This is a genomic window from Bacillus cereus group sp. BfR-BA-01331 (assembly GCF_022663915.1).
Lineage (GTDB): Bacteria > Bacillota > Bacilli > Bacillales > Bacillaceae_G > Bacillus_A > Bacillus_A mycoides.
The window spans coordinates 129,049-150,559 of sequence record NZ_JAKUGJ010000003.1; the positions used below are offsets into that span (position 1 = coordinate 129,049).

Consider the following 21,511-nt stretch of genomic DNA (forward strand, 5'->3'; position numbering starts at 1 on the left):
ATATTTTTTGGTTTTGTTCTGTTCTATTCTTGTCCAATTCCACATATTTTGTACTAGTAGTTATAGGGGGGACCGGGATGAAGAGAACATTAATTGGACTGATAGCATTTCTAATTATAATGTTTCCAGTACGTATATATGCTGAAGAGTGGAGCGAACTAACTGGATTGCTAGATGACTCTTTGCAGTTAGTGAAGAAAAAAGAAGATGAAAAGGCAATACAAGTACTGTACCATTTCTCAGAGCAATTTCTATCAAAGGAGAATGAAAATAATTCAAAAGTAACTCCGGGACAAATTAGAGTCGTTTCTTTAGCATACGATAAGGCGAAACAATCTCTCGCGGAAGATTCAGATAGGCAAGTTAAAGTGGATAATATGTTAGCGTTACAACTTGCTGTTGATGCACAAGTATCTAAATATCAGCCACTTTGGATGGAAAGAGAAAGAAAGATAATGAATGCTTTTTCTCAAGTAGAAAAGGCGATGGAAAAAGACGATGATGGACAGTTCCAACAGACGCTAAATACATTTTTAAATGAATTTAATATTATTTATCCTAGTTTAATGATTGCTCTGCCAGAAAACGAAGCGCAGCGTGTAAATGCACATTTATCTTATTTGGATGAATTTCGTAACGTTATGTTAAAAACGAAAGGTGGACAAATGCAACTAGGGATTATTAAAGGTGATTTGCAAAAAATATTTCATACAGTAAAAAAAGATGAGATTGCTCCCTCTCTCATTTGGTTTATGACAATTACTGGAGGACTTATTTTGTTCACTTTAACGTATGTTGGATGGAGAAAGTATAAAGGGGAGAGAGAGAAGCGGAGAAGCAACTTGCATTCTAAAGATAGATAATACGCATAAATAAAGATACGGATTGTAAGGTTTATTTATTGACAACGGTGGAAGAAAAAAATAGAATGAGAAGTACTATAATTAAAACTTCAATGGAGGTTTATGATGTTTTATTTAATTTACTTCGCGATCATTTTGATCATACCGTTGTATGCACAGTCAAAAGTACGTAGTGCCTATAGCAAGTATTCACAAGTTTATTCAACATCAGGTATGACAGGAGCGGAAGTGGCTCGAAAAATTTTAGATGAAAATGGATTGTACAATGTAGCCGTAGAAGAAACGCCAGGTCATTTGTCAGATCATTATGACCCGCGTGTAAAGACGGTTAGATTATCGACAGATAACTATTATGGTCATTCAGTTGCTGGTACAGCTGTAGCAGCACATGAAGTAGGACACGCAATTCAAGATGCGAAAGATTATAACTTTATGCGTGTACGCCATTCGTTAGTGCCAGTTGCTAATTTTGGTTCAAACATGTCATGGGTTTTTGTCCTAATTGGTGTATTTGCACAAATGTCTGGTTTGTTGTTACTAGGAATTATTTTAATGGCAGCAGGTGTTATTTTCCAACTTGTTACATTACCAGTTGAGTTTGATGCATCAAAACGCGCAATGCAACAAATTGAAGCACTTGGTATCGTATCAACAGATGAGTACGGTCAAGCTCGTAAAGTATTAAATGCGGCAGCATTAACATATGTAGCAGCAGCAGCTGTAGCAGTATTTGAATTATTACGTCTCGTATTAATTTATACTGGTATGCAGCGTAGCGACGATTAAAGACTATCAATTTTGATAGTCTTTTTTTGTTTTGTGGATTGAATCTTATAATATGTTACAAATGGAAATAATAGAGAGAATATGGGGTATAGAACTAGTTAAAATAAAGATAAGTATGGAATGATGAAAGAAGGTGACGGACATAGAATATCCATATTATTTAGTTAAACAAGTGAAGGAGCGTAGTGCTACATACCAATTAGAAGGTTTTTTAAGTGGACAGGGCCCTAAAAACCCGAAATTAATGCTTGTTGGAGAAGCACCTGGTGAAACAGAAATTCATAATGGGATTCCATTTAGTGGGAGAGCGGGAAAACATTTAATGGAATTTTTAGAACGTATTCACGTTACAAGGGAAGAAGTATATATTACGAGTGCGGTCCGGAGTAGACCTTATAAATGGAGAGAGAAAAGGGAACGAAATGGCGAAATAATACAGAAGAAGTACAATAGAACACCGAATCAAGGTGAGATACTTGCCCATGCACCTTTGCTAGATTATGAACTGGAATTTATACAGCAGCCGGTTATTGTCACACTTGGTAATATTGCATTACAGCGTTTAGTTGGTAAAAATAATAAAATTACGGATGTTCATGGAGAATTGTTAAAGCAACCTGTGCAGCGATTGAAAGATAGCAGCAGTACAGAATTTATTTGGTCAGAAAAAGAATATTATATTTTTCCGACCTTTCATCCAGCTTCTATTTTCTATAATCGGAGTTTATTGGAGCTCATTTATGAGGATTTGGAGAAACTTAAAAGATATGTAATAAAAAACTAGAAAAGCTAAAGAGCTTTTCTAGTTGAATTTAATTATGTAACGGATTTTTATTTTCATCTAGTGTAAATCCTTCGCCGACGACATCATGTACATCACTTACAGCAACAAAGGCGTGAGGATCTACTGAAATAATGATATTTTTTAATTTCACGATTTCGTTTTTTGCAACAACACAATATAGTACATTTCGTTCAACTTTCGTATAGGATCCAACTGCTTTTAAAAAGGTTGCTCCGCGCTCCATTTCGGATAAAATTTTTGAAGCAATTTCATCGTTTTTATCAGAAATAATAGTTGCGCCTTTTGCTGCATAAGCACCTTCTTGCATGAAATCAATAACCTTAGCCCCGATAAAAACAGCAACTAACGTATACATGCCCTCGCGATATGATAAATATGTAAGAATAGAGATAATGATAACGACCGCATCAAACATAAACATCGTTTTTCCCATACTCCAGCCAACATATTTGTGAGCTAGCCTTGCGATAATATCAACACCGCCAGTAGTCCCGCCGTATTTGAATATAATTCCAAGTCCTATGCCGATAAATGCCCCAGCGAATAAAGCAGCCAGTGTCATATCATTTTGCAAGTTTAAATGTAAGTTGAGAACCTCGTAGCGCTGAAACACCCAAAGGAATAAAGAGACGCTAAATGTACCGATTAATGTGTATAAAAATGTTGTTCGGCCGAGTAATTTCCAGCCAATGAAAAATAGAGGGACGTTTAAAATTAAGTTTGTATAGGAAGGATCAAGTGAAAATTTAAAATATAATAATAGCGTAATGCCGGTAAATCCACCCTCTGCAAGATGGTTTTCAATATTGATATTCACAATACCGAAAGAAAAAATAGCGGAACCGATTAAAATAAAAATGATATTTCGAATCTTCAAATTTGATGTCATTTAGAAATCCCCCTAATTATGTAATGATTGCATTGCTCCTCTTAAACGATAGAACATAATAATAAGTTATTTCTAGTTGATAGTAAAAATAGAGAATGGTATAAGAGCTTAATTAGTTCAGCCTGATATTGTGCGGAAAAACTGCAAAAGAAAGTTTCGCTTTATCCCGTTCCAACGGCTGGTAGAGGGAAAAGCGAAGAAGAAAAGGTCGAACCAGCCGTAGGGACCCGATTGGTTCAGGCTGATCTTTTGCAAAAATCACGCAAAAGAAGTTTCACTTTATTATAGTCTATCCTAAAAAGAGTCGTAAATAGTGATATGAGGGAATAATATTTGTCAAATCGCGATGAATTGGCTAACATGAAAGAGGAAGGAATAAGAGGTGACTAGTATGGAAGCAAAAACGATGAAAGATATGCAGAAAGAAGTAGATGCATATATCGGTCAATTTAAAGAAGGTTATTTTAGTCCGCTTGCAATGATGGCTCGTTTAACTGAAGAAATGGGAGAGCTTGCAAGAGAGGTTAATCATTATTATGGTGAGAAACCAAAGAAAACGACTGAGAAAGAACGAAGTGTTGAGGAAGAGCTTGGAGATGTTTTATTTGTTATGATTTGTATGGCAAATAGTTTAAATATTGATTTAGAAACAGCGCATAACATTGTAATGAATAAATTTAATACACGTGATAAAGATCGTTGGACACGTATTGATGAGGGAGAGAAAGACGCATGAAAGAAATTAAAGTAATTATCGCTGGACCACGAGGACGCATGGGATATGAAGCAGTCCTTCTTATGGAAAGAACAGCGCATTTCAATTTAGTAGCAGCAATTGATTATAAGCATGGCGGAGAAAAAATTTCTGATTTACCGGGAATGCCAGCGCTAGATGCACCTATTTACGCGGATTTACATACTTGTTTAGATGAAGTAGAAGCAGATGTATTGTTAGATTTAACAACACCAGAAATTGGAAAGAAACATGTGACACTTGCAGTTGAACGTGGACTTCGATCAGTTATTGGTACAACTGGATTTACTGAAGAAGAACTAAAGCAATTAACAGAAAACGCAAAAGAAAAAGAAGTAGGAACAATCATTGCTCCAAACTTTGCGATTGGTGCAGTACTTATGATGAAGTTCTCTCAAATGGCAGCGAAGTACTTCCAAGATGTTGAAGTAATTGAATTACACCATGATCAAAAATTAGACGCACCATCGGGTACAGCTGTAAAAACAGTAGAATTAATCCGTCAAAATCGTGTACCAAAAGAGCAAGGGCACCCTAATGAAACGGAACAATTAGAAGGGGCACGTGGTGCAAATGTAGACGGTATTCACATTCATAGCGTACGTCTACCAGGGCTTATTGCACACCAAGAAGTAATGTTCGGCGGAGATGGACAAATGTTAACAGTTCGTCATGATTCATTCAACCGTGCATCATTTATGTCAGGTGTAAAACTATCAATTGAAACAGTAATGAACCTTGATCATCTTGTGTACGGTTTAGAAAATATTATCGACTAAAGGGGAGACAACGGATGAAAATTGCCTTAATCGCACATGACAAAAAGAAAGATGATATGGTTTCGTTCGCATACGCATATAAACCAATTTTTGAAAAACATGAACTTTTTGCAACAGGAACGACAGGACTTCGTATTATGGAGGCAACTGGTTTAGTTGTAACAAGATATCAATCCGGTCCTCTTGGTGGCGATCAAGAAATTGGTGCAATGATTGCAAAAAATGAGATGGATATGGTGATTTTTTTCCGGGATCCACTAACAGCCCAGCCGCATGAACCAGATGTTAATGCGTTACTTCGTTTATGTGATGTATACGCCATCCCATTAGCAACAAATATGGCAAGTGCTGAAATGCTAATGCATGCATTAGAGCGGGGAGATTTAGATTACCGAAAGTTAAGAAAATGAGGGGAACAATTATGAGTGGATTACATATATTAGCGTTTGGTGCTCATGCCGATGATGTTGAAATCGGCATGGCAGGTACCATTGCAAAGTATACGAAGCAAGGATATGAAGTAGGCATTTGCGATTTAACAGAAGCTGATCTTTCTTCAAATGGAACGGTAGAACTAAGAAAAGAAGAAGCAAAGGCTGCAGCTCGTATTATGGGAGTAAAAACGAGAATTAATTTAGCAATGCCAGACCGTGGTTTGTATATGAAAGAAGAATATATACGTGAAATTGTAAAGATTATTCGTACATATAAACCAACACTAATTTTCGCACCATATTACGAAGATCGTCATCCAGACCATGCTAATTGCGCGAAAATTGTGGAAGAAGCTATCTTTTCAGCGGGAATTCGTAAATATATGCCTGAACTTCCGCCGCACCGTGTAGAGTCTTTTTATAATTATATGATTAATGGTTTTCATAAACCGAATTTTTGTATAGATATTAGTGAATACCTTTCTAAAAAGGTGGAAGCGTTAGAAGCGTATGAAAGTCAGTTTTCAACAGGGAGTGATGGTGTTAAGACGCCATTAACCGAAGGATACGTTGAAACTGTAATCGCTCGGGAGAAGATGTTTGGGAAAGAAGTTGGAGTGCTGTATGCCGAAGGATTTATGAGTAAGAAACCGGTTTTATTACATGCTGATTTAATAGGGGGATGTAAATGAAATTGAAAATAGGTATTACATGTTATCCTTCTGTAGGTGGTTCTGGGGTTGTTGGGACAGAGTTAGGGAAGCAATTGGCGGAACGCGGGCATGAAATTCATTTTATTACATCGGGTGTACCATTTCGGTTGAATAAAGTGTACCCGAACATTTATTTTCACGAAGTAACAGTAAATCAATATTCTGTTTTTCAATATCCACCTTACGATTTAGCATTAGCGAGTAAAATGGCAGAGGTTGCTCAAAGAGAAAACCTTGATATTTTACATGTGCATTATGCAATCCCTCATGCTATTTGTGCATATTTAGCAAAACAAATGATTGGGGAGCGTATTAAAATTGTTACGACCTTACATGGAACGGATATTACTGTGTTAGGTTCCGACCCTTCGTTAAATAATTTAATTCGCTTTGGTATTGAACAATCTGATGTTGTTACAGCTGTGTCACATTCGTTAATTGAAGAAACAAATGAACTTGTAAAACCAGATAAAGAAATTGAGACGGTATACAATTTTGTAGATGAACGTGTTTATTTCAAACGTGATATGTCTCAATTAAAAAAAGAATATGGTATACGAGAAAATGAAAAAGTGTTGATTCATATTTCAAATTTCCGAAAGGTTAAGCGTGTACAGGATGTTGTGCAGTCATTTGCCAAAATTGTAAAGGAAGTAGATGCGAAATTGCTTCTTGTTGGTGATGGACCAGAGTTCTGTACTATTTTACAATTGGTGAAAAGTTTACATATTGAGGAACGTGTCTTATTCCTAGGAAAGCAAGATAATGTTGCAGAGCTTCTTGCGATGAGTGATTTAATGCTACTTTTATCAGAAAAGGAAAGTTTTGGTCTTGTTATATTAGAAGCGATGGCGTGTGGTGTGCCTAGTATCGGAACGAGGGTTGGGGGCATTCCAGAGGTCATTCAACATGGTGAAACAGGATATATATGTGAAGTTGGAGATACAGACGGAATAGCTAAGCAAGCAATTCAGCTACTAGAAAATGAAGAACTTCACCGTAATATGGGAGAGCGAGCGATGAAATCTGTATATGAGCAGTTTCGTTCGGAAAAAATCGTTTCACAGTATGAGGCGATTTATTATGACATACTAAGGGATGACAAGAATGGAAAGATTTAAAAAAGCTAGTTCAATTATTGAGATGTTAAAACAGCACGGACATGAGGCTTACTTCGTTGGTGGAAGTGTACGCGATCTTATTATCGATAGACCGATTGGAGATATCGATATCGCAACATCTGCTTTACCAGAAGAAGTAATGGCTATTTTCCCAAGAAATGTTCCGGTTGGTCTTGAGCATGGAACTGTAATTGTTGTAGAAAATGGTGAACCGTATGAGGTAACTACTTTTCGAACAGAAAGCGAATATGAAGATTTTCGAAGACCTAGTAGTGTTCAATTTGTCCGTTCATTAGAAGAGGATTTAAAACGACGTGATTTCACGATGAATGCAATTGCAATGACAGAGGAAGGCGAAATGGTTGATTTATTTGCTGGGAAAGAAGCGATTCGTCTGAAGGAAATTACAACGGTTGGAGATGCTGCAGACCGTTTTCAAGAAGATGCACTGCGAATGATGCGTGGTATTCGGTTCGTAAGTACGTTAGGTTTCTCTTTGGAAATAAAGACGAAACAAGCAGTTGAAACGTATGGGCATTTGCTCGAACATATAGCGATTGAAAGAATTACAGTTGAATTTGAAAAATTGTTGACCGGTACATATTGTGTGAATGGTCTTCAAGAGTTAGTAGAAACTAAGCTATTTTCTCATCTGCCATATTTGCAAATGTCAGAAGAAAGACTCTTGAGAGCTACGCAGTATAAATGGGATTCTTTTGAAACAGACGTTGAGGCTTGGGCATTTTTCTTATATTGTATCGGAGAAGAGCATCCATCTGTCTTTTTGCGGCAATGGAAGTTCTCGAATAAAAAGATTAAAGATATCATAGCGGTTATATTAGCAATTCGTTCTAGAAAGGAGAAGGAGTGGGATACAATCCTTCTTTATAAAACTGGGATTCGCATCGCTGAGATGGCGGAAAGAGTATATGAAGCGATAATAGAAAGTTATAATAGTGCGTCTGTTAAGCAAGTACAATCATTATTTCATGCATTGCCGATAAAAAATCGTCAAGAAATGAATGTGACTGGTAATGATTTATTAAGCTGGACAGATAAAAAGCCAGGTCCGTGGGTTGCCGAAATGCTTCAAAATATTGAAGAAGCAATCGTACAAGGAGATTTAGTTAATAAGAAAGAGGATATAAGGGAGTGGCTACAAAGATGCAATCTACTATAAGAAAGCAGTTATTACAAGTTTTTTCTGAAGCAGATGGTGCATTTGTATCTGGTCAAATACTTAGTGACAAACTTGGTTGTTCGAGAACCGCTGTATGGAAGCATATGGAGGACCTTCGTAATGAAGGGTATGAACTAGAAGCTGTACGCCGCTTAGGGTACCGAATTGCTAGTAAACCAGATAAAGTAACTGCGAATGAGATTCAATTAGGATTACAAACAGAGCGTATCGGTAGAACGGTTTATTTTGAAGAATCGGTTGAGTCTACTCAGCATATTGCAGCGAGACTTGCTTATGAAGGCGCAGAAGAGGGAACAATTGTCGTTGCTGAAGAACAAACAGCAGGTAGAGGACGTTTAAGTAGAAAATGGTATTCCCCAAAAGGAACAGGAATTTGGATGAGTATTATTTTGCGTCCCTCGATTCCAGTTCATCATGCACCACAGCTTACTTTATTAGCAGCTGTTAGCGTAGCGCAAGCAATTGAAAAATGTACCGGTGTAAACGTAGGGATTAAATGGCCGAATGATATTTTAATTCAAGGTAAAAAAGCTGTCGGTATATTAACGGAGATGCAAGCTGATCCAGATAAAATTAATGCTGTTATTATGGGAATTGGCATTAATGCAAATCAGAAACAAGAACATTTTGATGAGGAAATTCAGCAAATTGCAACTTCATTAGCAATTGAATCGGGTAAGCCGATTGTTCGTGCGGAACTTATGCAACAAATTTTCTTGCAACTAGAGAAATTGTATGAAGAGTATTTAAAAAATGGCTTCTCTGTTATTAAAATTCTTTGGGAAAGTTACGCAGTAAGTATCGGAAAAGAAATTACAGCTCGAACGATGAAGGAAACTATTAATGGGCTAGCAAAAGGAATTACGGAGGATGGTGTATTGTTACTTGAGGATCATCAAGGACAAGTGCACCACATTCATTCTGCTGATATAGAAATTAAGTAAAAGAAGTTCCTATTTTGGAGCTTCTTTTTGTCATTTAGATACTAATAAATTTCACATACCGTAATAGGGATAGAAAATTATTTTTTCGAAAAAATGTAGCAATTCCTTTTCAGAGTTTGCTATAATTAGTTCGAATATGGGCAGTATCAAAGCGAACTGCACCATTATTTTACGCAGTATGAAAAAATAATAATTTGGATTCTGCCTTGATCCAATAACGGACTGGGACAGAGGGATGAATAATGCCGACTAACACACAACCCTTCTGCCCTTTTATGGCCAGAGGGGTTTTTTATATGATTTCGGCCATCTCCTCTCTCCTGCATAAAGGAGGAGTAGTTTTTGAAAACAACAACAGATTTTTTGAAAATGAAAGAGCAAGGTGAGCCGATTACAATGCTAACGGCGTATGATTATCCATCTGCTAAATTAGCAGAAGAAGCTAAAGTCGATATGATTTTAGTGGGTGATTCTCTAGGAATGGTTGTACTTGGGTATGATTCAACAGTTCCAGTAACAGTAGAGGATATGATTCATCATACGAAAGCTGTACGCCGCGGAGCGAAAGAGACGTTTATTGTAACTGATATGCCATTTATGTCTTATCATGTCTCATTGCAAGATACGATGATTAATGCACGTCGCATTGTTCAAGAGAGCGGGGCACATGCATTAAAGGTAGAAGGTGCTGGAGAAGTTATATCAACTATTCACTACTTAACGAATGCGGGAATTCCCGTTGTGGCGCATTTAGGTTTAACTCCTCAATCTGTAGGAGTGCTAGGTGGGTATAAAGTACAAGGGAAAGATGCTGAAAGTGCAAAAAAATTAATAGAAGATGCAAAGAAATGTGAGGAAGCTGGTGCGATAGCACTTGTGCTAGAATGTGTGCCAATGCAATTAGCAGAACTTATTTCAGAGCAGTTAACAATTCCTACAATCGGAATTGGAGCAGGACAAAAAGTAGATGGGCAAGTTCTTGTATACCACGATCTTATCTCGTACGGCGTAAATCGTGTTCCGAAATTTGTGAAGCAATATACGTCTGTTCAAGAGGAGATTGTGCGAGGGATTTCGCAATACGTTACTGAAGTAAAGACAGGGCAATTTCCTGAAGAAAAACATTCATTCACAATGAAAGAGGAAGAGTGCTTAGCGTTATACGGAGGAAAACAATAATGAAAATCATAACTACAGTGCAAGAGATGCAGCAAATTACAAACGAACTGCATGCAAGTGGAAAAAGTATCGGTTTTGTTCCAACGATGGGGTATTTACACGAAGGGCATGCTACGTTACTACGTAAGGCAAGGGAAGAAAATGAAATTGTAGTTTTAAGTGTATTTGTAAATCCACTACAATTTGGACCAAATGAAGATTTAGATCGATACCCACGTGATATTGATAGAGATGAAAATGTAGCAAAAGAAAATGGTGTTGATTATTTATTTTATCCGAGTGTAGAAGAGATGTATCCAGCAGAACAAACGACAACAGTAGAAGTTGTGAAGCGTACCGACGTATTATGTGGCAAACAAAGACCTGGTCATTTCGCTGGTGTTGCGACTGTACTAATGAAACTATTTAATATTACATTGCCAACACGTGCTTATTTCGGTATGAAAGATGCACAGCAAGTAGCTGTAATTGAAGGATTCGTAACTGATTTTAATATTCCCGTTACGATCGTACCAGTTGATATTGTAAGGGAAGAAGATGGATTAGCGAAAAGTTCTCGTAATGTGTATTTATCACTAGAAGAACGTGAAGAGGCTCCTCATTTATACGGCAGTCTATGTATAGCGAAAGAACGAATTGAGGCAGGCGAACGTAATCCGGAAATCATTATGAATCTTGTGAAAGAGCATATTGAGAAGTATACGAAAGGCACTGTAGATTATGCTGATTTATATGCATATCCTTCTTTAAAAGCAATAAATAAAATTGAAGGAAGAATCATTTTAGCGATTGCAGTTAAGTTTGAAAATGTACGATTAATTGACAATATAACATTAATGGGGAAATAAGGGGGAGCATCTATGTTTCGCACAATGATGAGAGCGAAGTTACATCGTGCAACTGTAACAGAAGCAAATTTAAATTATGTAGGTAGTATTACAATTGATGAAGATTTAATGGATGCGGTAAATATTGTAGAAAATGAAAAAGTACAAATTGTAAATAACAACAATGGAGCTCGCTTAGAGACATATGTTATTAAAGGAGAGCGCGGTAGCGGTGTTGTGTGTTTAAATGGTGCAGCTGCAAGGCTTGTACAACCGGGTGATAAAGTTATTATTATTTGCTATGGTTTAGTGGCAGAAGAAAATATTCATAAACAAGAGCCGAAAATTGCAGTATTAGACGATGATAATCAAATTATTGAAATGTTAGGTGCTGAAAAAGCTGGCACGATATTATAAGTAGGAAGGCTATCTCTAATTAAGGAGATAGCTTTTTTGTGCATCTTTTCATTAAGATGAGGTAAAACGTGGTATAGTAACATTATATAATTTTTGTGTTTGATAGGTAAGAAATTGAGGTGTTACATATATGAGTAAGCGTTATGTCGTTGTTGATTTAGAGACGACAGGGAACTCCTGGAAGGATGGGAAGGATAAAATCACCCAAATTGCAGCTGTTGTAGTGGAAGATGGAGAGATATTAGAGATTTTTTCATCTTTTATTAATCCGAAGAGAGAGATTCCCCTATTTATTACAGAATTAACTGGGATTGATGAAGATCTTGTAAAACAAGCCCCGTTATTTCGAGATGTAGCCCCGATGATTGTTGAGCTATTACAAGGTGCGGCTTTTGTTGCACATAACGTTCACTTTGATTGGAATTTTTTAAATGAAGAATTAAGGCAGGCTGGATATACAGAAGTACATTGTCCTAAAATTGATACAGTTGAATTGGCGCAAATTCTTTTGCCGACAGCTGATAGTTATAAATTACGTGATTTAGCTAAGCAGCATGAACTAGAGCACGATCAACCACATCGTGCGGATAGTGATGCTCTTGCAACAGCGGAGTTGTTTTTACAATTTTTAAGTGAAATTGAAAAGTTACCACTTGTCACATTACAATCGCTTTATGAATTAAGTGATGTTTTCCAAAGTGATATAGCTGATGTACTTTCTGAAAATATTTTAAAGAAAATGATGCATGGTAAAGAAGATGCAGAGGATTATGAGGTGTATCGAAATATTGCGCTTCGAAAGCGGAATTATTCTTTAAGCCTCAGTGAAATATACTCATCTAAATTTGATGCTTTCTTACATAAGACAATCGATAAACTTGAATTGAATATGCCAAAGTTTGAAAAAAGAGAAAGCCAACAGATTATGATGAAGGAAATATATACAGCGCTAAGAGATTCTAGGTTTTCACTGATTGAAGCAGGAACAGGTACGGGGAAGACGCTTGCATATTTACTTCCAAGTATTTATTTCGCAAAGAAAAAAGAAGAACCTGTCATTATAAGTACACAAACTGTACAATTGCAACAACAAATACTAGAAAAAGAAATTCCTTTATTAAAGAAAATAATGCCATTTTCATTTGAAGTAGCTCTTCTGAAAGGAAGAAAGCATTATCTGTGTCTACATAAATTTGAATATGCTTTGCAAGAGGAAGAGAAAAATTATGATATGGCGCTCACAAAAGCAAAAATTTTAGTGTGGTTATTGCAAACGGAAACTGGCGATCGTGATGAATTAAATATTCCTGAGGGCGGCAAGTTACTTTGGAACCGTATTTGTAGTGATGTACATAGTCCAGGCGGGATGCAAAGCAACTGGTATAGTCGTTGTTTTTATCAAAGAGCAAAGAATAAAGCATTATTTGCAGATATCGTTATTACAAATCATGCGTTATTATTTCAAGATTTTTCAAGTGAAGAACCACTATTTGCTTCATGTGAACATATTATTTTTGATGAAGCTCATCATATCGAGGAAGCGGCGAGTAGAACATTAGGTGAACAGTTCTCATGCATGTATTTTCAAGTAGCTTTATCTCGTCTTGGTACGCTAGAAACAGATGATGTACTTTCTAAAGTATATAAAATGATGAAAAAATCAGAGCAAGCATCGCGTTCGACTTTCCGTATGGTGAGTCATAGTTTGAAGGAATTGAAATTTGATGCGGATGAACTATTTCAAATGTTACGGACTTTCGTATTTAAACAAACAAAGCAGGAACAAGGGATGAGCAATATGCCACTCATTTATCGATATAACACGGAAGTAGAGAAAGGTAAGTTATGGGATAGCATTACCGAGTTAACAAATCGATTTGTGTATGATGTAAGAAAGTTATTGACTACACTTGAGAAGCAAGTTGAAATATTGCAAAGTAAATTAGAATGGGAGATGCATGTCGTTACAGGTGAATTTATGCATTTAATTGAGTTGTTGAGAAAGATGGCACAATCTTTACAATTACTCATTTTAGAAAAAAATTCATACGTGACATGGATGGAGACTGAAACGAAGGGAACGATTCATTCAACAGTTCTATATGCGCAGCCTGTTCATATTGGTGAAAGATTTGCTGATGAATTTTTAACCCAGAAAAAGAGTGTTATTTTCACATCAGCAACGTTAACAGTTAATGATTCATTCGACTATATAAAAGAGGAGCTAGGTTTACATGATTTTGCTCCCAATACATTAAAGGTTCCATCACCATTCCGTTTTGAAGAGCAAATGAAATTAATGGTTTCAACGGATGTACCTTTTATTAAGAAAGCAAGTAATGAAGAATATATTGAGTCTATATCGGCACATATTGCGAAAATAGCGAAAGCTACAAAAGGTAGAATGCTCGTTTTATTCACTTCGTATGAAATGTTGAAAGAAGCGTATACGAATTTGAAAAATGATGAGACATTAGAAGGATATTTATTATTAACGCAAAGTGTGAATAATAAGAGCCGAAGTCGTCTAATCCGCAAATTCCAGGAGTTCGACAAATCGATTTTGTTAGGAACAAGTAGTTTTTGGGAAGGGATAGATATACCTGGAGATGCTCTGAGTTGTCTTGTCATTGTCCGTCTGCCTTTTACCCCTCCTCATCAGCCGATGATGGAAGCAAAAGGAGAGTGGTTAAAAAATCAAGGAGAAGACGTATTCGATAAGTTGGCGCTCCCACAAGCAATCTTGCGTTTCAAACAAGGGTTTGGTCGTCTTATTAGAACAAATACAGATACGGGAACTGTATTTGTATTAGATCGTCGTTTGACAAGTTCTTCTTATGGAAAACGATTTTTACAATCAATCCCAACTGTACCGCTCTATGAAGGACCGTTAGAAGAATTGTTAGTACAGTTAGAAGAATCGTCAAATGAATAAAATTGGAAGAAAAATACGCCTGAAGTACATTTAAACTTCAGGCGTAAAAAATGTGGGTAGGAGGAATTTTATTTTTCTTACTTCTTGTATACAAAATATATTGCTTTTCGATTTGAAACCTTTTTTTGCTGTACATGTCCTGCTATAATAGATGGGTGATGAAGCAGGGGTTGTAAAGAATGTACTCTTATTGTAACCGCATTGCGTTCTTCTATAATTAGAAATTTTTGTGTAACGGAGGAGTTTTTTCATGGATAAGAAAATCGAAGTCCTATCAACGACGCGTATTAAATATTCGTCTGACTTGTATAAAATTGTTGATGGTTTGAATCGTACGTTAAAAGAGCAGGACCTCATGTTCGGATTAGCATTAGACGAAAAAGATAAAGAAACAGCTGTATTTACGATTTACAGAACGTAGTGATACAATGAAAAAGTGGATCTTTACAATCATTATCGTTATCGTTGCTAGCGGAATATATGGGGCATATGTTTATAATAAAGCGATGGAAAAGAAAATTCCAAAAGAGTCAAAGTCTGTAGAAATTGCGAAAGAAAAGGCAAAGCTTACAAAGGTAAATACTGTTGATTATTATAATGGAAAATCTTCATATACAGTCGTACAAGGTGCAGATGAAAAAGGAGAACAACTTATCGTTTGGGTGCCTGATAAAAAAGGAAATGTCCTTGTGAAGAAAAAGAGCGAAGGTATTTCTAAAAAAGAAGCTTTGCAAAAATTGGCTGAACAAGCTACAGGAGAAGGTGCTGAGCCGAAGCCGAAACCAAAAGAAATTATAAAAGTAAAATTAGGTGCTCAAAACGATATTCCATTGTGGGAAATTACATATATTGATCAGGAAGATCGTTATACGTATTACTATTTAGAGTTTCAAAATGGGGTTTATGCTGGACACTACAGCATTGAAAAATAGATGTAGGGGGAACTACAAATGAAATTAGCAAAGCGAGTAGCTGCTTTAACACCATCTGCAACTTTAGAAATTACAGCAAAGGCACAAGCATTAAAAGCAGAAGGTCATGATGTAATTGCATTAGGAGCAGGAGAACCTGACTTTAATACGCCAAAACATATTATGGATGCTGCGCATAAAGCGATGTTAGAAGGACATACGAAATATACACCAACAGGTGGATTACAAGCGTTAAAACAAGAAATTGTGAAGAAGTTTACTCGTGATCAAGGAATTGCGTATGATCCATCTGAAATTATTGTATGTAATGGTGCCAAGCATGCATTATATACATTATTCCAAGTGTTACTTGATGAAGGAGATGAAGTTATCATCCCAACTCCTTATTGGGTAAGTTATCCTGAGCAAGTAAAGCTTGCTGGTGGTAAGCCAGTTTATGTAGAAGGTCTAGAAGGCAATGAGTACAAAATTACAGCAAAGCAGCTGCGTGAGGCAATTACAGAGAAAACGAAAGCTGTTATTATTAATTCACCGAGCAATCCAACAGGGATGATTTACAGCAAAGAAGAATTACAACAGCTTGGAGAAGTATGTTTAGAGCATGATATCTTAATCGTTTCAGATGAGATTTATGAAAAATTAATTTATGGTGACGCGGAATATACTTCAATTGCCCAGCTTTCTAATGCACTAAAAGAACAAACACTTATTATTAATGGTGTATCTAAATCACATTCTATGACAGGTTGGCGTATTGGATATGCAGCAGGAAATAAGCAGCTTATTAAAGCGATGACGAACTTAGCGAGTCATAGTACGTCAAACCCTACTTCAATTGCTCAATACGGTGCAATTGCTGCGTATGCAGGCTCACAAGAACCCGTAGAAACAATGCGTCAAGCGTTTGAAGAAAGATTGAACATTATTTATGATAAATTAATTCAAATTCCTGGTTTCACTTGTATCAAACCACACGGTGCTTTTTACTTATTCCCAAATGTAAAAGAAGCCGTAGCGTTAGCTGGGTATGATACAGTTGATGAGTGGGCAAAAGCATTATTAGAAGAAGAAAAGGTGGCTCTTGTTCCAGGTACAGGATTTGGTGCACCAAATAACGTTCGATTATCGTATGCGACATCTCTTGAGCAAGTTGAGAAAGCATTAGAACGAATTCATACGTTCATGAAAAGTAAGGTACAGGCTTAATCGTCTGTTTCTTGTAGTAAATGGCAAAAAACCTCCCTATATATAGGGAGGTTTTTTTGACGAATTGTGGCAAAAAGAAATGGCTAAAGGTGTGTTATACTAGAGAACGAGGTGTTTGGTGATGAAAAAAAAAATGATGTTACAATGGTTTGAACAGGGAAGCATAGCGATTCCTAAATTGCTTATGATGCATTATAAAAAGCTAGGTTTAAATGAGACGGAATTTATGGTAGTACTTCATGTACACACATTTTTAGAATCAGGTAATTCGTTCCCGACTCCTTCGGAGATTTCAGAACGGATGACGATAACAGAAATGAAATGCATGGAAGTGATTCAGACTTTAATCCAAAAAGGTTTTTTAGCACTAGAAGGTGGACGAAGATCTGAAGCGATGATGTGTGAAAGTTATTCTTTACAACCACTGTGGGAAAAAATATTGCACTTTTTAATGAATGAATCTATAGAGGAAGAGCAAAAAGAACAAAAACAAATTCAAGTAAATTTATATACAGTATTTGAAAAAGAATTCGGAAGACCACTTTCGCCATTTGAATGTGAAACATTAGGGATGTGGGAAGATCAAGATCAACACCATCCGAATTTAATTCAAGCGGCTCTTCGTGAAGCTGTTATGAGTGGTAAACTTAATTTCCGGTATATTGATCGTATTTTGTTTGAGTGGAAAAAGAACGGAATTAAAACGGTAGATCAAGCGCAAAATCAAGGCCAGAAATTTAGAGCGAATCAACAACGCACACAACAAACGACAAAACAAGAGACGAAATTTACTGGGAAAGTGCCTTTTTATAATTGGTTGGAGCAGTAGTGTAGGAGGAAAGATATGTTGAACAAAACGCAAATTCGTTATTGTTTAGATACAATGGCGGATATGTATCCAGAAGCGCATTGTGAATTAATTCATGATAATCCATTTGAACTTGTAATCGCAGTGGCATTATCTGCACAATGCACAGATGCACTTGTGAATAAGGTGACGAAAAACTTATTTCAAAAATATAAAACACCAGAAGATTATTTAAGTGTGTCTTTAGAAGAATTACAACAAGATATACGTTCCATTGGATTGTTTAGAAATAAGGCGAAAAATATTCAAAAATTGTGCCGGATGTTACTAGATGATTATAACGGGAAAGTTCCAGAAGACCGTGATGAGCTGACGAAATTACCAGGAGTAGGGAGAAAGACAGCGAATGTAGTTGTTTCGGTAGCATTTGGGATTCCAGCGATTGCTGTTGATACGCATGTAGAGAGAGTGAGTAAACGGTTAGCAATTTGTAGATGGAAAGATTCTGTGTTAGAAGTGGAAAAGACATTGATGAAGAAAATTCCAATGGATGAGTGGGGAGTTACACACCACCGTATGATTTTCTTCGGACGTTATTACTGTAAGGCGCAGCGACCACAATGTGAAGAGTGTCGATTACTAGAAATATGTCGTGAAGGAAAGAAACGAATGAAGGGGAAATAAAGGATGGAGCGAGTTATAGAAATACCGAAAGAGTTTCGGTGCGTACCATTTTTTAAAGAGAGTGCAAATTCGATTACGTATGACACAGACCAATCTTTTGAAGAAATAATACAAAATACTTACTTTATATTTGATATTGAAAGACAATATGAACCATGGAATGAAATTGAAACAAGTATTCCAGCGGTGTTAAATATATGGAAAAGCAAGCATGAAGAAATTGCTATACTATTTCGGAACAGAAAAAAACAAGAAGCTGAGGGTCCGATGATTCTTTTTGCAGCGCACTTTCTATCGGTTATATATTGGTTAAATGAGCAGCCTGTTCATAGTTTGAATGAGATGCAAGTAAATACGAATAAATTGGAAGTACAACCTGTTAACTTTATGGAGCGATATTCATTTATTATAAAGAAACCGAGTAATTACCATTCGTATATTCAATTAGTACAGTTGTATATCGAAATAGAAAAGCTATATGTAAAGAAAATGATAACAAAAAAGAAGTCGATTTCTCATTAAGAGAAACCGACTTCTTTTTTTGTTTATTAAGACTCTGTTGTAACAACATTTCCGTCCGCGTGAGGTGTATCTCCTCCGGTATTTTGTTGGTGTTGGTGTTGTTGCTCTTCAGCTTTTTTTCTAGCTTCTTCTTCAGCTTTTCTCTTAGCTTCTTCGTCGGCTTTTCTCTTAGCTTCTTCGTCAGCTTTCTTCTTAGCCTCTTCGTCAGCGGCTTTCTTTTGAGCTTCTTCTTGCTGTTTACGTTGTTGTTCTTGTTGCTGCTGTTGTTCTTGTTGTTTACGTTGTTGTTCTTGCTGTTGCTGCTGTTCTTGCTGTTTACGCTGATCTTCATCAGCTTTTTTCTTAGCTTCTTCTTGTTTTAGTTTATCTTCATTGGTCTTTTTCAGGGCTTCTTCGTCAGCTTTTTTCGCATCTGGAGTTCCGCCAGGCGCAGTGAAGGATGCACCAACTGCAGGACTTGTTCCAGTCCCCTTCTTCGCTACTACAGAGAAGCTATAAGTAACACCTGGCTTAATACCACCAAGAGTAGCTGTCGTACCGCTTACTGATAAGCTACCACTAGAACCGTCAGTAGCTTTATAGCTTGCTGCGTATGCATCAACATTTGATGATGGTCCAGACCAGTTCAGTGTCACTGTGCCAGCGCCATCGAAAGCGACATTAAGGCCACTAGGTGGATCTACTTTAATTTCTTTAACTGCATCTTTTTTCGCACCTTTTATGTACAATTCTTCATTTATTTCTTGTACAGAAGAAGGACGTTCGAAACGAGATTTATCTGTAGCGAATTTGCTCATCATTACTTGGAACATTTGTTGTGCAATTTTAGTATAACGATCGCTAATGTAATTTTCTGGACCATTCTTTTCGTAACCAGTCCACACAGCCATCGTATATTGTGGTGTATATCCAGCGAACCAGCTATCTCTGTTTGCATCAGCTGGGATGCCATATTTTTTTATATCTTTTGCATCAAAGTTTTGTGTTCCTGTTTTACCAGCAACGTCGAATCCAGAAACATATGCTGTTGGACCTGTACCGCCAGAACCAGGTTTTACTACGTCACGAAGAACGTCAGTGACCATGTAAGCTGTATAGTCGTGCATTGCGCGTTGTTCTTTCGGTTTAAAGCTTTTCTTTTTCCCATCTGGGAAGATGACTTCTTTAACGAAATGAGGTTTATTGTATACACCATCATTACCAAACGCTGCATATGCACCTGCTACTGCTAATGGAGAACTATCGTTACTACCAATTGCAGTAGATTCATGTACTCCATTTTCAAACGTCATGCCTAAACCTTCAGCAAACTCTTGTGACTTAGTAAGACCAACTGTTTGAGCTGTCTTTAAAGCCGGGATGTTTAATGACTTCTTCAATGCTTCACGAAGTGAAACGTCACCTTTAAAATTACCCGTAGCATTTTTAATCTTTGTGCCATTAGAGTAAGTGTAATCAGAGTCATTTAATTGATGATAAGTAGACCACTGAAGGTTTTCAATTGCAGGACCATAGTCGAAAATTGGTTTCATTGTTGAACCAACTTGGCGTTTTAAATCAACTGCCATATTATGACCTTTGAAAGTAGACTTACTTTCTTTACGACCAGCGCCGATTGCTCGAACTTCTCCAGACTGAGTATCCATAAATACGAATGATCCTTGGAATTGATCGTTTGGATACTTGATGAGATTCCCATCCATAATTTTTTCAGCGTAATCTTGAGCATCTTGATCAAGTGTTGTATGAATCGTTAAACCATCTGAACCGATATTTACATCAGGGTATTCTTTTTCAACTTCCTTTACAGCAGCATCTATAAATGCTTGATACTTCATTTCAGTCACTTCTGAAGATGGAAGAAGTCCTTGTGTTACAGGGATTTGCATCGCATCATTCATTTCTTGTTTCGTTATATACCCGTGTCGGTTCATTAATGTTAATACGATATTACGACGTTTTGTTGCTCTATCAACGTTATCTGGTTTTGTTGGATCATAAATGTTAGGACCTTGGGGTAAACCAGCGAGCATTGCAGCTTCGTGTAGTTGTATGTCTTTTAAATCCTTGCCGTAATATTTTTTGGCAGCTGTGGAAATACCATAAGAGCGATTACCTAAGTTAATCTTATTTAAGTACATTTCTAAAATTTCATGTTTTGAGTACTGTTGCTCTAACTTATAAGATAAGTACCATTCCTGCACTTTTCTTTTTGCAGTTTTGTCCATCGTTAGAAAATAGTTTTTAACTACTTGCTGTGTAATCGTACTACCACCTTGTGATCCAAAACCACCGGTGACATTTTCCATGACTGCCATTCCAGTACGTCTAAAATCAATTCCATTATGATCGTAGAAACGAGCATCCTCAGTCGCAAGGAATGCACTTTCAATTACTTTTGGAATTTGATCGTATGTAACATGGGTTCGTTTTTCAGCACCGTATTCATAGAAGAAATTCCCGTTTTTATCAAGGAATTTTGTTGATAAAGGATTGACTAGCTTTGATTTGTCTAGTTTTGGAGCGTCCTTTACCATAACAAAGAAAGCCGAAACGCCAGCTACGAGGCCGACGATACCAAGAAGTAGACAACCTATAAGGAATTTCTTGAAAAAGGAACCTTTTTTCTTAGGCTTTTCTTCTTTATGAGTTTCTTTCGTTTGATTTTTTACATGATTTCGTTCTGTACGAGAACGATAATTATCTGACATT

22 protein-coding genes are annotated in these 21,511 nt (G+C 36.7%); 20 read left to right on the forward strand and 2 right to left on the reverse strand.

Annotated features, from left to right (window positions below):
* Window positions 1-77: 77 nt before the first annotated feature.
* The 3 genes from ypjB (at window position 78) to MR155_RS07425 (ending at window position 2,433) form a co-directional block, all read left to right on the forward strand.
* Window positions 78-863, forward strand: a complete 786-nt coding sequence (ypjB, locus tag MR155_RS07415; RefSeq protein ID WP_002168786.1) for a sporulation protein YpjB — start codon at window positions 78-80, stop codon at window positions 861-863.
* Window positions 864-968: 105 nt separating this feature from the next.
* On the forward strand, window positions 969-1,649 hold the full coding sequence (locus tag MR155_RS07420) for a zinc metallopeptidase (protein WP_002086606.1): 681 nt from the start codon (window positions 969-971) through the stop codon (window positions 1,647-1,649).
* Window positions 1,650-1,782: 133 nt separating this feature from the next.
* Complete coding sequence (locus MR155_RS07425; RefSeq protein ID WP_242309080.1) at window positions 1,783-2,433, forward strand: uracil-DNA glycosylase; 651 nt, start codon at window positions 1,783-1,785, stop codon at window positions 2,431-2,433.
* A 28-nt stretch (window positions 2,434-2,461) separates the two neighbouring features.
* Here the strand turns inward: MR155_RS07425 and MR155_RS07430 are convergent, their stop codons facing one another.
* A complete protein-coding gene (locus MR155_RS07430) occupies window positions 2,462-3,343 on the reverse strand; it encodes a YitT family protein (RefSeq protein ID WP_242309082.1) in 882 nt (293 codons plus the stop codon).
* 391 nt (window positions 3,344-3,734) lie between these two features.
* Between MR155_RS07430 and MR155_RS07435 the strand changes: the two genes are divergently transcribed.
* The 17 genes from MR155_RS07435 (at window position 3,735) to MR155_RS07515 (ending at window position 18,799) form a co-directional block, all read left to right on the forward strand.
* Window positions 3,735-4,079 carry a nucleotide pyrophosphohydrolase gene (locus tag MR155_RS07435; protein ID WP_002011846.1) on the forward strand — a complete coding sequence of 115 codons (345 nt, stop codon included), beginning with the start codon at window positions 3,735-3,737 and terminating at the stop codon, window positions 4,077-4,079.
* The gene (gene dapB / locus MR155_RS07440) at window positions 4,076-4,876 is read left to right on the forward strand and encodes a dihydrodipicolinate reductase (RefSeq protein WP_002126457.1); all 801 of its coding nucleotides are present in this window, start codon (window positions 4,076-4,078) and stop codon (window positions 4,874-4,876) included. The genes MR155_RS07435 and dapB overlap by 4 nt, the downstream gene beginning before the upstream one ends.
* 14 nt (window positions 4,877-4,890) lie before the next feature.
* On the forward strand, window positions 4,891-5,286 hold the full coding sequence (gene mgsA / locus MR155_RS07445; protein ID WP_000684753.1) for a methylglyoxal synthase: 396 nt from the start codon (window positions 4,891-4,893) through the stop codon (window positions 5,284-5,286).
* An 11-nt stretch (window positions 5,287-5,297) separates the two neighbouring features.
* Window positions 5,298-6,002 (forward strand): bacillithiol biosynthesis deacetylase BshB1, encoded by a 705-nt coding sequence (bshB1, locus tag MR155_RS07450; protein ID WP_242309084.1) that lies wholly within the window; start codon window positions 5,298-5,300, stop codon window positions 6,000-6,002.
* The gene (bshA, locus tag MR155_RS07455; RefSeq protein WP_002086596.1) at window positions 5,999-7,144 is read left to right on the forward strand and encodes an N-acetyl-alpha-D-glucosaminyl L-malate synthase BshA; all 1,146 of its coding nucleotides are present in this window, start codon (window positions 5,999-6,001) and stop codon (window positions 7,142-7,144) included. The genes bshB1 and bshA overlap by 4 nt, the downstream gene beginning before the upstream one ends.
* Entirely contained in the window at window positions 7,131-8,324 is a 1,194-nt protein-coding gene (locus MR155_RS07460) for a CCA tRNA nucleotidyltransferase (RefSeq protein ID WP_242309086.1), read from the forward strand. Before bshA ends, MR155_RS07460 begins: the two co-directional genes overlap by 14 nt.
* A complete protein-coding gene (locus tag MR155_RS07465; RefSeq protein WP_002086594.1) occupies window positions 8,309-9,289 on the forward strand; it encodes a biotin--[acetyl-CoA-carboxylase] ligase in 981 nt (326 codons plus the stop codon). The genes MR155_RS07460 and MR155_RS07465 overlap by 16 nt, the downstream gene beginning before the upstream one ends.
* Window positions 9,290-9,631: 342 nt before the next feature.
* Complete coding sequence (gene panB, locus MR155_RS07470; protein ID WP_113937062.1) at window positions 9,632-10,468, forward strand: 3-methyl-2-oxobutanoate hydroxymethyltransferase; 837 nt, start codon at window positions 9,632-9,634, stop codon at window positions 10,466-10,468.
* Complete coding sequence (panC, locus tag MR155_RS07475; protein WP_002086591.1) at window positions 10,468-11,316, forward strand: pantoate--beta-alanine ligase; 849 nt, start codon at window positions 10,468-10,470, stop codon at window positions 11,314-11,316. The genes panB and panC overlap by 1 nt, the downstream gene beginning before the upstream one ends.
* A gap of 12 nt (window positions 11,317-11,328) precedes the next feature.
* Window positions 11,329-11,712 carry an aspartate 1-decarboxylase gene (gene panD / locus MR155_RS07480; RefSeq protein ID WP_000490176.1) on the forward strand — a complete coding sequence of 128 codons (384 nt, stop codon included), beginning with the start codon at window positions 11,329-11,331 and terminating at the stop codon, window positions 11,710-11,712.
* A 130-nt stretch (window positions 11,713-11,842) separates the two neighbouring features.
* A complete protein-coding gene (gene dinG / locus MR155_RS07485; RefSeq protein ID WP_113937063.1) occupies window positions 11,843-14,647 on the forward strand; it encodes an ATP-dependent DNA helicase DinG in 2,805 nt (934 codons plus the stop codon).
* 250 nt (window positions 14,648-14,897) lie between these two features.
* Window positions 14,898-15,068, forward strand: a complete 171-nt coding sequence (locus MR155_RS07490) for a YpmA family protein (RefSeq protein WP_002086589.1) — start codon at window positions 14,898-14,900, stop codon at window positions 15,066-15,068.
* Window positions 15,069-15,075: 7 nt separating this feature from the next.
* Entirely contained in the window at window positions 15,076-15,579 is a 504-nt protein-coding gene (locus MR155_RS07495; RefSeq protein WP_113937064.1) for a cell wall elongation regulator TseB-like domain-containing protein, read from the forward strand.
* Window positions 15,580-15,597: 18 nt separating this feature from the next.
* Window positions 15,598-16,785, forward strand: a complete 1,188-nt coding sequence (gene aspB / locus MR155_RS07500; protein ID WP_113937065.1) for an aspartate transaminase AspB — start codon at window positions 15,598-15,600, stop codon at window positions 16,783-16,785.
* Window positions 16,786-16,906: 121 nt separating this feature from the next.
* Entirely contained in the window at window positions 16,907-17,614 is a 708-nt protein-coding gene (gene dnaD / locus MR155_RS07505) for a DNA replication protein DnaD (RefSeq protein WP_000728546.1), read from the forward strand.
* 15 nt (window positions 17,615-17,629) lie between these two features.
* Complete coding sequence (gene nth / locus MR155_RS07510; RefSeq protein ID WP_000933020.1) at window positions 17,630-18,277, forward strand: endonuclease III; 648 nt, start codon at window positions 17,630-17,632, stop codon at window positions 18,275-18,277.
* A 3-nt stretch (window positions 18,278-18,280) separates the two neighbouring features.
* Window positions 18,281-18,799, forward strand: coding sequence for a YpoC family protein (locus MR155_RS07515; protein WP_242309089.1), 519 nt, complete (start codon window positions 18,281-18,283; stop codon window positions 18,797-18,799).
* A 26-nt stretch (window positions 18,800-18,825) separates the two neighbouring features.
* Here MR155_RS07515 and MR155_RS07520 read toward each other — a convergent pair whose 3' ends face one another.
* Window positions 18,826-21,510, reverse strand: a complete 2,685-nt coding sequence (locus tag MR155_RS07520) for a penicillin-binding protein 1A (RefSeq protein ID WP_242309091.1) — start codon at window positions 21,508-21,510, stop codon at window positions 18,826-18,828.
* Between the last annotated feature and the right edge of the window lies 1 nt (window position 21,511).